Annotated in this window: 13 protein-coding genes and 1 pseudogene; 6 read left to right on the top strand and 8 right to left on the bottom strand. The window is 34.5% G+C overall.

Going from position 1 to position 15,185, the window contains the following annotated elements; genetic code table 11:
- Window positions 1–77: 77 nt before the first annotated feature.
- The 5 genes from LL966_RS05530 (at window position 78) to LL966_RS05510 (ending at window position 6,993) form a co-directional block, all read left to right on the top strand.
- Entirely contained in the window at window positions 78–935 is an 858-nt protein-coding gene (locus LL966_RS05530) for a LysR family transcriptional regulator (RefSeq protein WP_229351048.1), read from the top strand.
- A 775-nt stretch (window positions 936–1,710) separates the two neighbouring features.
- Complete coding sequence (locus LL966_RS05525) at window positions 1,711–2,394, top strand: SDR family NAD(P)-dependent oxidoreductase (RefSeq protein ID WP_229351046.1); 684 nt, start codon at window positions 1,711–1,713, stop codon at window positions 2,392–2,394.
- An 11-nt stretch (window positions 2,395–2,405) separates the two neighbouring features.
- Window positions 2,406–3,824 carry an SDR family oxidoreductase gene (locus tag LL966_RS05520; protein WP_229351044.1) on the top strand — a complete coding sequence of 473 codons (1,419 nt, stop codon included), beginning with the start codon at window positions 2,406–2,408 and terminating at the stop codon, window positions 3,822–3,824.
- Window positions 3,825–4,137: 313 nt separating this feature from the next.
- Window positions 4,138–4,593, top strand: coding sequence for a response regulator (locus tag LL966_RS05515; RefSeq protein WP_229351043.1), 456 nt, complete (start codon window positions 4,138–4,140; stop codon window positions 4,591–4,593).
- A gap of 132 nt (window positions 4,594–4,725) precedes the next feature.
- Window positions 4,726–6,993 (top strand): ATP-binding protein, encoded by a 2,268-nt coding sequence (locus LL966_RS05510; protein ID WP_229351041.1) that lies wholly within the window; start codon window positions 4,726–4,728, stop codon window positions 6,991–6,993.
- Window positions 6,994–7,214: 221 nt separating this feature from the next.
- Here LL966_RS05510 and LL966_RS05505 read toward each other — a convergent pair whose 3' ends face one another.
- The 4 genes from LL966_RS05505 to LL966_RS05490 form a co-directional block, all read right to left on the bottom strand.
- Window positions 7,215–8,711: a PAS domain-containing sensor histidine kinase gene (locus LL966_RS05505; RefSeq protein ID WP_229351039.1), complete on the bottom strand. Its 1,497-nt coding sequence runs from the start codon at window positions 8,709–8,711 to the stop codon at window positions 7,215–7,217.
- Window positions 8,712–8,729: 18 nt separating this feature from the next.
- Window positions 8,730–9,179, bottom strand: a complete 450-nt coding sequence (locus LL966_RS05500; protein WP_229351037.1) for a response regulator — start codon at window positions 9,177–9,179, stop codon at window positions 8,730–8,732.
- 348 nt (window positions 9,180–9,527) lie between these two features.
- Window positions 9,528–9,713: a hypothetical protein gene (locus tag LL966_RS05495; RefSeq protein WP_229351035.1), complete on the bottom strand. Its 186-nt coding sequence runs from the start codon at window positions 9,711–9,713 to the stop codon at window positions 9,528–9,530.
- A gap of 334 nt (window positions 9,714–10,047) precedes the next feature.
- Complete coding sequence (locus LL966_RS05490) at window positions 10,048–10,482, bottom strand: VOC family protein (RefSeq protein ID WP_229351033.1); 435 nt, start codon at window positions 10,480–10,482, stop codon at window positions 10,048–10,050.
- A gap of 213 nt (window positions 10,483–10,695) precedes the next feature.
- Between LL966_RS05490 and LL966_RS05485 the strand changes: the two genes are divergently transcribed.
- A complete protein-coding gene (locus LL966_RS05485) occupies window positions 10,696–11,193 on the top strand; it encodes a response regulator (RefSeq protein ID WP_229351030.1) in 498 nt (165 codons plus the stop codon).
- A 161-nt stretch (window positions 11,194–11,354) separates the two neighbouring features.
- Here the strand turns inward: LL966_RS05485 and LL966_RS05480 are convergent.
- The 4 genes and pseudogenes from LL966_RS05480 to LL966_RS05465 all read right to left on the bottom strand — a co-directional run.
- Window positions 11,355–11,477 (bottom strand): annotated as a pseudogene (locus tag LL966_RS05480) (adenylyltransferase/cytidyltransferase family protein); the annotation flags it as partial.
- A 26-nt stretch (window positions 11,478–11,503) separates the two neighbouring features.
- A complete protein-coding gene (locus tag LL966_RS05475; RefSeq protein ID WP_229351029.1) occupies window positions 11,504–12,652 on the bottom strand; it encodes a hypothetical protein in 1,149 nt (382 codons plus the stop codon).
- Window positions 12,652–13,791, bottom strand: a complete 1,140-nt coding sequence (gene glf / locus LL966_RS05470; protein WP_229351026.1) for a UDP-galactopyranose mutase — start codon at window positions 13,789–13,791, stop codon at window positions 12,652–12,654. The genes LL966_RS05475 and glf overlap by 1 nt, the downstream gene beginning before the upstream one ends.
- Window positions 13,788–14,933 (bottom strand): glycosyltransferase, encoded by a 1,146-nt coding sequence (locus LL966_RS05465; protein ID WP_229351024.1) that lies wholly within the window; start codon window positions 14,931–14,933, stop codon window positions 13,788–13,790. Before LL966_RS05465 ends, glf begins: the two co-directional genes overlap by 4 nt.
- Between the last annotated feature and the right edge of the window lie 252 nt (window positions 14,934–15,185).

Raw genomic sequence — 15,185 nt, 5'->3', positions numbered from 1 at the left:
TTAAAACAAAATTACATCCTATATTTGATACCTGAAAACGATTTATAATGATGTGATTAATCACTAATTGTGATACTATGAACAGCAATGACCTGAAAATATTTGAAGCGGCAGCAACTTTGGGAAGTTTTACAAAAGCAGCAGAAGCAACCTTTACGGTACAATCTAATGTAACGGCTCGCATAAAAAATCTAGAAGATGAATTTGGAGCTGAGCTGTTTAGGAGAGTTTCCAGAAAAGTGGTTCTTACTGAGGCAGGCGAAACGCTTTTGCAATATGCTAAAAAAATAGGACGTTTATTGGATGATGCAAAAAGTGATATACAGAGTGCAGAAAAAATAGGAGGAACCATACGCATAGGATGTATAGAAACCACAATGGCACTTAAGGTGCCTGAAATTATCAAAGGTTTTGCTGAACTTTACCCCAACGTAGAACTTGAATTCCAATCTTCAATGTTATCAGTACTAATACAAGATGTAATTAGTTATAAATTGGATGCAGCTTTTGTTGCTGCACCTATAAATATTCCTGGGTTGCAGCAGCTTGTTGTTCGCGATGAGCAGCTAGTAATAATTGCAGGAGGCGATGTCACGAAGCTTTCGGTATTGTTAAAAGAAGAGCCTTTGAAAATTGTGGTTTTCGGGCAGGGCTGTTTTTTCAGGGCGAGACTTGAAACATGGCTTGGTTCAAAAGGAGTACTGCGCTATAAAAGTACAGTACTTAATTCAATAGAAGGTATTATTAATTTTGTCGAGGCTGGCCTGGGTATCAGTATACTTCCTGCTGAAGTGGTAAATCAATACTATGGCAATAGAAAGATAAAAACATTTCCTATAACTAATGAACTCGCTAAAATGACTACACTGTTAGTTTATAGAAATGATGAACTACCTTCTAAGGCTTTAAAAGCATTTTTAGATCAGTATAGATGATTTATTTTGATAAAATTATAGTTTTGTTATTTTTCAGTTTTTTGAATTAATACAAACCTATAAATGAAATAAGGCACCAATTGTCTTGAATAGACTCCTTTTGTTCCCGCTCTCCGAAGAATTAATTTGAAAAATCTATGCAAATGTCTCCTGATTCTGCGCAAGTAAAATAATGATCTAAAATAAAAAGACTCGAAAGTCTCTTTGTGAAATTATATATCTTCTAAATAAATTATTTATTAATTTTTCACGCCTCGCCATCATTTCATCTTTCTCTTTGTCTTTGTCTTTCAACATACGCTAGTACAAGGCGATTTTTTTCTTCGTGCGATTTTAGTACTTGTTCTATAGAATTAAATGTACAGTTGTTATTCCTTTCATAACCAATTGAACCGTTAATTAAATGTTGTTATCATAATTTTGTGTAGATAAATTGTTTATCAAACCTTTAATACGATCTCATATTAAAACTTATCTAAGAGCAGTCGTTATTGATTTTATAGCATCAAAAGTGGTTCTGTTTTCCTATGAAATTTCAATTCTTCAATCCAGTTTAACAACCTAAAATGTAATCTGTTTTTTATTCATATTGATATTGATATTGTTTTTGGATTGTCAAAACGGAATAATTCTGATGCTAAGGCACATTATCAAAATTATTTTTGTTTAATGTTATTTGATAAAAGTTAAACAATTACTATCTTTAAAATCTAATTCAGCTTATTATTAAAGTTTAATACACTAGTGAAGTTGAATTTCAATTTAGAGATAAAAGATGGAAAAGATTGTAGTTATTGGAGGCAGTAAAGGAATTGGCAGTGCAATAGTACAGCAGCAATTAAAAAATAAGCAGGTTTATAACATCAGCAGAAATGCTCCTGAAATTTCGCACTCTAATTTAATTCATTATTCAGCTGATGTTTTACTTGATACGCTTCCTGAAATTGAAAGTATAGACTCTCTAATTTATTGTCCAGGATCTATAAATCTGAAACCTATTTTGAGTTTAAGTGCCGATGATTTTAGAAATGATTTTGAAATCAATGTTATCGGGGCGGTAAAAGCGATACAGCATTATCTGCCAGCTTTAAAAAAAGGTACAAATCCGTCGATAGTTCTTTTTAGCACCGTTGCCGTAAAACTGGGAATGCCTTATCACGCCAGTATTGCTGCTGCAAAAGGCGGAGTAGAAGGCCTTGTAAAATCATTAGGTGCTGAGCTGGCTCCCGCAATTCGTATTAATGCAATTGCGCCGACAATTACGGAAACCGCATTATCAGCTTCGATATTGCGAAATGATCGTATGAAAGAAAATATGATCGAACGTCATCCGCTAAAAAATTATTTAAAACCTAGCGAAGTGGCACAAATGGCAGATTATCTGATATCTAAAGCGGCAGGATCAATCTCCGGCCAGATTTTTCAAATGGATTATGGTTTGGTTAGTTTTAAAATATAAACGACAGAAACATGAAAATTCTACTCACAGGCGCAACGGGGTATATAGGAAGAAGGCTGCTGCCTTTATTGCTGGATAAGGGACATGAAGTAGTCTGCTGTGTTCGGGATAAGAACCGATTTCATTATCCTGAAAAAGCTTCCGAAAATATTCAGCTTGCGGAAGTTGACTTTTTAGAATCAAAAAGTCTGGAAAATATTCCTGATGATATTGATGCTGCTTATTACTTAATTCATTCTATGTCAGGAGCTATTAATTATGATGAACTCGAAAGTATTTCGGCTAATAATTTTAAAGAAAAAATAAACAAAACAAACGCCAGACAGATTATTTACTTAAGCGGAATTGTAAATGATAGCGCGTTATCCAAACATTTATCTTCTAGAAAAGCAGTAGAGGAAATTCTAAAAACAGGAAAAACGCCAGCTACCACGCTCAGAGCAGGAATTATTGTAGGATCTGGAAGTGCTTCTTTTGAAATTATTCGGGATCTCGTTCATAAACTTCCTGTAATGATTACTCCAAAATGGCTTAATACCAGATGCCAGCCTATTGCTATTGCTGATGTTTTAGCGTTTTTAATGAAAGCACTTTTAAATCCTAAAACTTATAACGAAAGTTTTGATATAGGTGGTCCTGATATTCTTACCTATAAGGAAATGCTGTTAAAATTTGCTGAAACTAAAAAACTCAAAAGATATATTTACACGCTTCCGGTAATGACACCAAAGTTATCATCTTACTGGCTGTACTTTATTACTTCTACCTCTTTTAAACTCGCTTCGGCATTAGTGAGCAGTATGAAAGTAGAGGTTGTCTGCAGTGATAATAGAATTAATGATTTGTTGAATGTCAAGCCGATGAATTACCATCAGGCATTGCAGAAAGCGCTCATAAAAATTGATGAAGATGCCGTAGCTTCAAGCTGGAAAGATGCACAGATCAGCGGACAGTTTAAAGGAAGTGTTGCTTATTATCTAAAGGTTCCTAAAAAAGATTGTTTTATTGACAGAAGAAAAAGAGAAATTCTAAACAGAGATCGCACCATTGCTAAAATTTGGTCAATTGGCGGAGAAACTGGTTGGTATTACGGTGACTGGTTATGGAGTCTGCGTGGGTTTATCGATAAGATTTTTGGCGGTGTAGGCACCAGACGCGGCAGAACGAGCAAGCATGAGATTCATGCGGGAGATGTACTCGATTTTTGGCGTGTAGTTTATGCTGATAAAAAAGAAGGAAAATTAATTCTCTATGCCGAGATGAAACTTCCTGGAGAGGCATGGTTGGAATTTAAAATTTTTAATAATACATTGTATCAGGCTGCAACCTTTAAACCTAAAGGAATTCTAGGTAAACTTTACTGGTATTCTGTTTTGCCTTTTCATGGTTTTATATTTAACGGGATGATTAATGAATTAGTTTTAAAATAGCAGACAACTAAAGTTTTTATAATATATCTTTAGTCTCTGTAATATTATTAGGAAAGTTGTTTCTTGTATAATTGTTTTTTTGAAAGAATGGGAATCTGTAACAGGTCTCCGAATCGAATTAAAACAGATGTTTAGAGATTTTAATAATTAAAATAAAAATAAAAAAGCATCCATAAAAAAAAGAAATTTATTCTTGACAGTATTTCAGCTTTAAGAATAAACTGCTTTTTTCTCTTGCTTTGCATAGAACGGATGCTTAAATTTACTTACATCATTACAGCTCATGAAAGTGCTGTGATACTATATTTATATAATGGATAGAAAAATAATTTTACTGGTAGATGATGATTTTGACGATGCGGAATTTTTTAAGTGGGCAATGAAGGGAACAGAAGAAGCTTTTGCAATTAAATTTGTGGACAGCGGCGATGCAGCACTAAATTTACTTTCAGAATTGGATTCACTGCCTGATTTGATATTATTAGATGCGGGAATGCCGAAAATGAATGGCTGGGAACTATTAAGGATTATTAAGCAGGATTTGAAGTTTGGAAATGTACCGGTTATAATGATGGCAACTTCAAATGCTTTGAAAGGTATAGATGAGGCAAATGCATTAGGTGCAGTTGCCTATATTGTTAAGCCTTCTGATTTTAGTGAATTGCAATCGATAATGAAGCAGCTCTGCATCGGGGTGCAGACTGATTTGAAAAGCACACTGGAGAGTTTGCACTCCAATTTACCAGAGAATATTTACCCATTTGGGTAGAGGGATGGCGTGGAAGATTTTATTTTGATTTGCTATTATTGCTGATATCATAATATTCTACTAACATTAAGATTAAATTTTCTGCTCTAAAAGGCATACATGCATTGATACTTTCTAAATTCAATTATTTTAATGAATATTAAAGATATAGTTAACCGCGATCTGGTTACATTAACCAATTGTGACCAAGAGCCCATACATATTCCTGGACAGATCCAGCCGCATGGTTTTTTAATCGCACTTAAAAATGATTGGGTAATAGACTACTGCACCAGTAATATTTCGTCGTTTATTGATCTAAGCCATATTCAGGCATTAGGTAATAAATTTGAAACTGTTTTTGGCAGCGGGGCACAGCAGCGAATTTTTAATTATATAAATTCAGAAACAGTGCAGGATGTATTTCCGCTGGAAATAGAACTGCTGGGAAAAAATTTTCAGGTCAATATTCATCAGAGTGATACTATCTATGTTCTAGAGGCTGAGCCTCAGTTCGATAAACAGATTCTGGGAGATGTTTATACACAGACTATTCAGTTTGTAACACAGATGAACAATACAAAATCCCTGAAAGATCTTTGTGCGCTGGTAGCAGAGGGTACAAGGGAAATAACAGGATATGATCGTGTAATGATTTACCGCTTCGATGAACAGTATAATGGCGAGGTATATGCTGAAAGCTGTAGAAATGACCTAGAGCCATTTTTAGGACTGCATTATCCCCATACCGATATTCCAGTGCAGGCAAGGGAATTGTACTTAAAGAATCAGCTTAGATTAATTGTTGATATTAATTACCAGGCCGTGCCCATTTTTACAATAGATAATAAGGAGGGTAAAAACCTTGATTTAAGCCTGTCGATTTTAAGAAGCACTTCTCCCATTCATGTTCAGTATCTCAAAAATATGGGTGTCGGCGCAACGCTGACCATTTCACTTATTCATCATGACCGTTTATGGGGGCTTATTGCCTGTCATCATTATTCGGAAAAGAATATATCGCCTGCAGTACGACTCGCTGCAAAACTTCAAGGCCAGTTTATTACCTCGCAGATTGATATCAGGGAATCAAATGACGAAAATATCAATGCCAAGAAATCAATTGAAGCATTAGAGCATTTGACAGCTCATGATCTTCCGCTGGCTGAAGATTCTTTAAATACCATTATAAAAATGCCGGAGCTAATGGCCCTGTGCAATTCTGCAGGAGTTTCGATATCATTTAGAAATAAAATTTACAAAAACGGTTTAACTCCTGATGATGAGCAAATAAAGGCTTTTGTTAAGCAGGCAGATCATAAAAGATCCGCTGAGTTTTATACGACCAGAAAAATAAGTGATGATTTTCCTGATTTAGAAAGATGTTCCAATTTTGCCGGAGTAATTTATCATCCTCTTGGCAATTCAAACCATATCATCTGGTACCGTCCAGAAACCGTTTCAGAAATTAACTGGGCAGGTGATCCCGAAAAAAGCATAGTTAAGGATGAAAAAGGACTGCATCCAAGAAATTCGTTTAATACCTGGAAACAGGTTGTTAAAGGGCAAAGCAGTATCTGGAGACAATACGAAATAAATTCAGCTGCCAAATATGCACATTCCCTTCATAATAATTTAATGATGATTCTCCTTAGTGAGGAAGAAGAAAAATACAGGCTTCAAAGTGAAATTTTAAAGGAGACCAATTCTGAACTGGAAAATATAAACTGGATCAGTACACATGATCTGCAGGAGCCTCTTAGAAAAATTCAGATGATTACTTCCAAACTGCTTGCGGAAAAAGGAGATAACTATGAAGACCCTGATTTTGATTCTCTGCAACGTGTCTCAAAATCTGCTTTAAGAATGCGTGAACTGCTGCAGGATATCTTGAAATACACCAGAATTAAAAATACTAGAGAGGCAGCTGAAAAAGTAGATTTGAATCTAATTTTTGATGCAGTATTAGAAGAAATCAGCGAGGCAGTTTCTGAAAGTGATACGGTAATTGAGTGCGAGAAATTGCCGGAAGTGCAGGCAATAGGCTTTTTAATGAAGCAGTTATTTTTAAATATTATTCAAAACTCCTTAAAATATGCTTCGCCGGATCGTCCGCCTGTAATAAAGATAACTGCTTCACAGGAACCGGTAATTTTAAAGCACCTGTTTCAGGTATATTGCAACTGGGTTAAATTTTCAGATAATGGAATCGGTTTTGATCAAATTCATGCAGATTCTTTATTTAAAGTTTTTACAAGGCTTCATACACAGCAGGAATACAGCGGATCAGGAATTGGGCTGGCACTTTGTAAAAAAATCATGCAGACATTAGGCGGAACAATTACTGCTGAAGGAAAAGTGGGGGAAGGAGCGAGTATAACTATTTATTTTCCATGTGATCCAGAAGATACACTAATTTAAATCTACTTTTTAACAGGATTTCAATTTATATTTTTACTCCGTAATTTTCGTTTGGCTCTTTTAGTAGGATTGTCAATTAGAGCCTTACTTATGCTGTTTTAATTTTAAAACAGCTTTTGGTTCTTATTCTGTTTCAAAAATTTAGCTTTTAACTGTAACTGAAATAAAAAATATTTTCAACTTTTTGAGCTTTTCTTTTACATAAGAATTCTAAAACTTCATTATTTTAAAATAGTTGCTGGAAGGGTAATTTCAAAAATAGCACCTGTACTTTCAGATTCAACATTTATCATTTTTCCACCATGTCTTTCTACAATTTTTTTACATAGTGCAAGTCCTAATCCTGTTCCTTCATATGCATCTTTGGAATGAAGTCTCTCAAAAACATTGAAAATTTTTTCTGAATTTTCAGCAGCAATCCCGATTCCATTGTCAGCTACTCTGATTTTTAAACTTTCAGTATCAATACTGTGGTCTATTTTAATATAAGAATCGAAGTTTTCACGGGAGAACTTCAGCGAGTTTGCAATCAGGTTGTAAAAAAGCTGATGAAATAAAATTTTTGACCCGCGGATCACTGGAAATTTTGAATGCTCAATTATAGCATGTTTTTCCAGAATTTTTATTTCAAGATCCTCTCTGATGCTTTCTATAATATAATTCAGATCGACGACCTCATTCAAATCCGGACTCCCGGCAGAAGAATAGTTTAATATGGAATCAATCATCTCTGTCAGACGTGCAGCGCTTTTATTTATTTTCTCGGCATATTGGCTTATTTTTGGCGTTGGTCCATTGCCTATATCATCCTTTAAAATATTTGAGAATAATAGAACTTTGCGAACAGGTTCTTTTAAATCATGACTGATAACATGTCCAAATTGTTTTAGGTCATCATTAGAACGTTTAAGTTCAAGAGTGCGCTGTTCAACCAGCTGCATAAGTTCTTCAGCGTTCTTTTTCTGCTCCGTAATATCTTGGGCGATTCCAACTAGGGTATTTTCTTTATTATCACTTTCAGAGAGCGTACCGGAAAATCTCATCCAGTGCAGCTTCTTACTGATAATCATCCTAAGTTCACAATTGAAGTCTCCTGAGTCCGAAACTCCCTTAATTGCATCGAGCCAAAGCGCTCTATCATCTTCATGGATAAAATTGACCAAAGTGATGAGCGTAAACTCGCGTTTTTCTAAATTAAAAAAATTTATAAAACGTTTTGATCCTGCTATGATACCTTTATTTATATCAATTTCGAAAGTGCCGAGCTGCGAGGATTCAATAGCAAGTCTTAATTTTTTTTCAATCTCTATGGTCTGTTGTCTGGCAACGTTAAGTTCAGTCACTTCAGCAGCTGTATTCATTACGCCATATACTTCTCCTTGCGTACCGAAGATAGGAGTAAAGTTGTAATTGAAGTAATGGGGTTTCAGCACACCATCCACAACGATATCAACTCTTGCATTTTTTGCTTCATAAGGCTTTCCAGTATGCAGCACCTCGCGGAGCTGATCAAATATCTTCTGATTTTCAAGTTCAGGAAGAATTTCTGTGTAGTTGGTTCCTATTACATTAGGTCCTTTTCCATAGGTTTTAATCATGCACTGGTTGGCCAGAACAATTTTCATCTTATGTCCCGTATATACTCCGATCGGAAAAGGCGCTGTATCGATAACATTGCGTAAAACAATTTCTCTTACTGAGTCTGGAAGTTCCATCATGGGTGCAAAAAATAATAATTATAGTTTAATATAAAAGTTTTCAAACGAAGGCTGCTTAATATCAGTCTGAGATACTAATGACATTGCTTTGTTGATCAGTTTAGACAAATCATTGTATTCAGCAGGCTTTGTAATAAAATAATTAGCCCCAAGCGAATACATTTTTTGGATGTCGGAGGGACTGCTGCTGGTACTGAAAATAACGACAATGTGCTTGTTAAGCTCCAAAGACGTTCTAATCTTTTCAAGACATTGTGGACCTGATAAAACCGGCATGTTAAGATCTAGAAAAATCATGTCTGCCTGCGCGGCAGGCGGACCTTCAAGCAGGTTCATTAAAACTTTTCCGTCATTTGAAACAGTTAGTTTTACATCCGGAAAATTTGTTTTAAAAACATCTGAAAAAAATTCACAGTCATCCAAATCGTCATCTGCCAGCAAGATGTGTTTAAATAATTTTTGTGTCATAGAATATTCTGAATTATTGCACTAATCTCAAAGATACAATTTTAATGTCCCATTACCTAAGGTAACTTACCGTGCACGATTTATTCCTTAAAAGAAATTTTATAGTAAAATTATATAAGTATTGCATGCTGAAATAAAGTATGTATAATTATTATTAGAAAAGCGGACTATTACGCTTTTTAAATGCCTTTTTTACTTTATAATTTAAATTTTATAGCTTTTATGCTTAAAAACAAGCTGACTCAAGATATGGAACATAAATAGCTGCTTGCCATTGTTTATCTCCATAACTGTCTGCCAGATGATCCTCGGATTCCGATTGTATATATTTTCTTTTTAGCAGGTTCTTCATAAGCTATATAAAAACTCGCAGTCAAAATCGGGTTCATCTTCCTGTTTAGAATATAAGTCGGCTAATGTCGCCAAATGGTATTTTTCAGAATAAAATTCTGCATCTCTAAAATTAGAATTTGATTGGATATTATATTGTTCTGCTGAGTTGGAAATGGCAGAGTCGGCTGTGAATGAATTCATGATAATTTTCTTATGTAGCATTTAGGTCTTATTTCTGATTCAAAATTACATGAATCATCAATTTATTATTTATAGAATTCTGCGTTGGATTTATATAATTTAAAAGTGTGTGCTTGAACTGTTTGAATAATCAAAAATCAGCATTAGCCAACTGAAATTCTAATTAATATGATTTTTTACGTAAATTGAAATATTCTGTCAGCTATATATTATTACTAAATTTAAAAATATTAGATGGTAATGTTACAAGGCTGTCCTTTCTGATTTTTATAAAAAAAGAAGATGATTCCATATTATAATTGCTTTAATTATATTAAGATTATATTTTGATTATTCATAATTGGTTTTTCCTTTTCTTAAGCTGAAATACATTTCCCTCTGGGTCAATTCCGTCACAAAGCCAAAAGTTATAGTTTTCAAAAGTTTTTAATTCCCGCATTGGAATATTTTTTTTAATGAACTCTTTTCTAGTTATTTCCAAGTTTTCGTCAATCTCAAAAACAATCTTAACATTATTATAAGATTGGTTACTAGGTTGAATTTTCTGCATGTATTGCTCTCCAATTTTATGAAATCCAATATTTACGTTTCCAGCACTGAGTAAAACCCAAATTTCATCTTCTTCAAGAACTTTTAAATTGAAGTTCTCAACATAGAATTTTCTGAGAAGCTGGATGTTTCTTACATATAGAATGATGGTGTCAAGTTTTGCATTCATTTTAGTTATAGAATTTACAGTTGTTTTAAGTGTTTTTACTAAAGTTTTCAATTTTTTATTATTCTAATCTAATATTTTGATGGAGTATTGAGCACTAGCTTAATCAAAAATATCACTTTAAAACATTTTAATTTGCTTTAACAAACTCATATTTACAGCTAATTCTTAGAAGCTGAATTTGTTTTTAATTTTTAATTTTATTGATGTATCGAAATCTTTTTATTATTTATATAGTACTTTTGGAGAGTGTAAAACCCCTTCAAGATGATAAGTTCTGAGAATGCCCGCCCGGCTAATGAGGGCTTAAATGAAAAAGAACCCGTAAAAATTATACTGGCAGAAGATGATAAGGATGATCAGGAATTGTTTATCGATGCTCTTGAGGCAGCTGATGTTCCATCTGAAGTAGTGACGGTTGAAAACGGGCAGGAGCTCATTGATACTCTGAGAGATGAAACCCAGCCCGATCCGGATATTATTTTTATCGATGTCAATATGCCCGTAAAGGGAGGAAGAAAGGCTTTGGAAGAAATAAAGAGCGATAAAGAGTTGAAGGACATTCCTGCCGTGATGCTCTCCACTTGGAACCATCCTTCGGATATTGAAGATACCTTTGATAAGGGGGCGGATCTCTATGTCCAGAAACCAAATTCTTTTGGAGGTTTTGTGCTGATTCTAAAAAAAGTGTTCTTTCTTCACTGGACAAAAGCCTTACTGGATCCGGTTAAAAAACTGTTTTTTGTTTCAGAAAGGAATATATAACTGGTGGAACTTATAAGGAATTAGTACTCGAAATTGGATGCTAATAGCTGTTAATTAAGAAAAAAACAACTTTCTGAGGGAAAGTAAATTAGTTTTTTTTATTTTTTGGTCTATTATTTTACTTAAACTGCAGCATCACAGTGGATAGTATTATTTGGGCTAATTGTAGAGTCTGTTTGCAAACCAACAATGAGATAATCACAATGCAATTTGGCTTCTTCAAGCATTCTTACATGTCCTGCATGATGCAAATCAAAAGCACTAAATGTAATTCCGGTTTTTATGTTGGTTAGTTCCATTGTAATAAATTTTAGTTTTTAAAAAAGTTAAGTACAAAATCCATGATTTTGTTCGTATTTGTAAACTGTGCATGGGCTTTTTCTACTGCAATTATATAGGGAATATTTGGCAGCCTGTTTCCATCAATATCAAGATCCCAAATCCCGCAATTGCTGAAGCTCGAAAGATCGTCCCAATCTGGCCTGTCGGTAACTGGATAAATACAGATACCATTAAGGTCTACACCACGTTTTTTTGCTGTGAGGCATTCCTGCGTAATTTCTTCAATCCATTCTACTCTTCCAGATCCAAAATGTCCTGTTTCGGAAATAAAAATCGGCTTTTCATATCTTTTGTAAGCCATCTCTAGTAGATCTGCAAGAGGTGTTCTTCGTTTTAATGTTTCCGGCCAGTCCAACGGATTATCATCTATGTTCCATTGACAATTCCAATAATAATTAAAACCTAAAATATCCAGAAATTCTTCAGAACCTCCTAGTTCAGAACACATTCTGCCGGCGATAATATCCATTGCCTGAAACTGGTGCTGATTTAGCTCATGCATTTGCTCCGCATTTTCCTGAAGATTCCCATGAATTTTTATTAAGGGTTCGACCAAAATAATGACACAATCAGGATCTGCTTCCTTTAAAGCTTTTATACCTATAATTGCTGCCTTGCATAGATGATATTTAATATCCCATCCGCTGTTTACCGCAAAGGGCACAGTTCCTCTTACATCACCGGAATGCCAGGAGAGAAAACTTATTTCATTTATGGGCACGACATACAATTCCTGCGTAGAATTTTCAGAATAAAACACGGCAAAAGCATGACACAAAGCAGCAAAACGTTCGCAGAAATTGGGATGTGTGGGATAAATTCCATCGGGATAGCCAAAATGAATCAAGTCCCATATCTGTTGAACACCGTATTCTTCTGCGGCCTGCATGCGGTTATAAACTTCTGAAAAGTCAAAGAAACCACATGATGTCTCAACTTCGCTCCAGCATATTCCTTCTCTAACCGTTTTAATGCCAATTGAAGAAAGCATTTGATAATCTTCAGCAACTCTGAGATCATGCTGGGTTTCTTTCAAAAGATTAATACGATGTCCCGATCTGTTTATATGATCAGCACACTCGTAACCGCCCATAAAAAAAGTATTGAATATTTTCATCAGCCTGCTGTCTTATAGGTGATTTTTTCTTTTTTCTCCAGAGAATCAAAAAGGTCAAGGGCGTTTTTAAATGCTTGATCCATATTGAAATATTTATAATTCGCCAGTCTGCCCACAAAATGCACGTCAAAAAGTTTTTCGGCTTCATCCTTGTATTTTTTGTAAATTTCTGCATTTCTCGGATTCGGAACAGGATAGTAAGGTTCACCTTCATCCACTGTAAATTCTCTTACTACAGTTGTTTTTTCTGATTTCTGGCTGCCAAAATGTTTGTATTCAATAATTCGGGTAAAATCTACATCAGTTCCAGGATAATTGACAACTGAATTCTCCTGAAAAAATTCAGCATCAATAGTTTCACTCACAAAATTGATCGAGCGGTATTCAAGCTTTTCCGTCAGACTATGTTTAAAATCAAAAAAACGATCCACGGGGCCTGTATAGAATAATTTTTCATATCCCGTATACTGTTCTTTTACATCGAAGTAATCCGTATCGAGTAAAATTTCGATATTGGGGTGCTTTATAATATTTTCAAATAATTGTGTATAGCCACCATGTGGCAATGCCTGATAGGTATCCGAAAAATAACGGTCGTCATAATTATATCGAACCGGAATACGATCCAAAACAGATGCATCTAATTCAGCAGGATATTTATCCCATTGTTTTTTGGTGTAATGTTTGAACATTTTCTCATACAACACAGAACCAACACGGTTTAAAACTGCTTCTTCACCGTTTGAAGGTTTTTCTATTGGGGTACGGTTTTCTTCGAGCCAGCTTATCATTTGCTGCTCCGAATTAATATCTGTACCAAATAGTCTGTTAACCGTTGTAATATTTACTGGAATCGGCACTGTTTTTTCATCAACTCTTGCGATAACTTTATGTTCCCAAGGATACCAATTAGAAAACTGATTTACATATTTCCAAACACTTTCTTCATTGGTATGAAAAAGATGTGCTCCATATTTTGATACCAGAATATTGTTTCCATCTACATAATCGTAACAGTTTCCTGCAATATGATTTCGTTTTTCGATAATAAGGACTTTTTTTCCTATAGAGGCATATCTTTCTGCTAATACTGATCCAGAGATTCCAGCACCAATTATTAAAATATCTACTTGTTTCATTTTGAAAATTCTTTAATTATTTCCTGCATTCTTGCAGCGGTACTATCCCACGATGTATTTTTTAGTATCTCGGTATATTTCAATGGAATCAATGCGCTTGCCCTCTTATCGAAAAGGAGGGTAATGGCATCACAAAAATCATCAGCGGTTTCAATAAGACTTACGCAATTGCTGTAATCTCTTACTACATCGGTGATTTTAGTGGAGATAATCGGCTTTCCAGCAGCCATATATTCTAGAGTTTTTGTGGGACTTATATATTTAGTCGTATCGTTTATTGCAAAGGGCATCATTGCAATGTCAAAACCTTTAATATAATTCGGGAGTTCATTATATGATCGCATTCCCAAATAATAAATGTTTTCTTCTTTTGGAAGATCAGCTTCGTCAATTTTTGCCAATGGGCCAATCATCACAAAGGAAACTTTTGGCAGTTTTAAGGCAGTTTGATGCAGTAATTTTAAATCGATACGCTCGTCGATTACGCCAAAGTAGCCCACAATTGGAGATTGTAAATTGGTAATATCTGCGGGAATTTCAATTCCGTTTAGTGCCTGTGCAAAATGTGGTTCATCTACAGAACTTGGAAAACAGTAGACATTAGAATGGTTTTGCTTTTTTGACTCATATAATGATTTTCCGCCAGTAAAAACAATATCTGCATTGGCCATTAAATATTTTTCCTGATGAATCAAATGTTCAGGAGCTCCTTTGAACAATGTTAATTCATCCATACAATCGTATATGATCGTTTCAAATTCAAAAGCTTGTATTAAAGGACTAAACGATGCTGAGTAAAACCATCCTGTTGTAACATTTTTATTTTTAATGTATTGCGGCAATATATTGGCAATGTCTTCAATACTCTTTACACGAGGCTGCAAAATATGCAAGTTGTCATTGATAATAATAAGATTGGCTGTGTTTTCCTGATGAGCATCAAAGGCAATTGGTTCTTCTACTAACAGCACTTTCATGTTTTTAGACATCCTGCTGATTAAATGCTGCGGACGCTGGTAAACAAACTGCCATCTTAAATGGCAAAAAACAACCATATCGTAATTTTGAGGCGGTTCATTGCTGCTTGTAGAAAAATTAGATTCTGTCACTTTATTTTTTGGGGTGTGTACATTTGTCTGCATGGCGATAATTATTTTAAATGTGATTACTATTTGTTAAATGATCCTTTCTTGTAAAATTTGACGGATTCAAATGTAGACTTGTAAAGCATGTGTTTTTTACAGAATTCTCCTGCTTTGTTACACAATTAAAGACAAGTTTTTTTTAATTTGATTTTTGAAGTAAACAACATATTTAGTCTTAAATATTTGTATAGCGAAATTTGTAACAATCCAAAATATTGAACTTTGTTTTTGTTCAAAAATCTAATTGAA

Source organism: Flavobacterium chungbukense (assembly GCF_020805785.1).
GTDB classification, from domain to species: Bacteria; Bacteroidota; Bacteroidia; order Flavobacteriales; family Flavobacteriaceae; genus Flavobacterium; species Flavobacterium chungbukense.
Note: the sequence above shows the minus strand (reverse complement) of the source record. Positions and strands in the feature narration are given on the sequence as shown.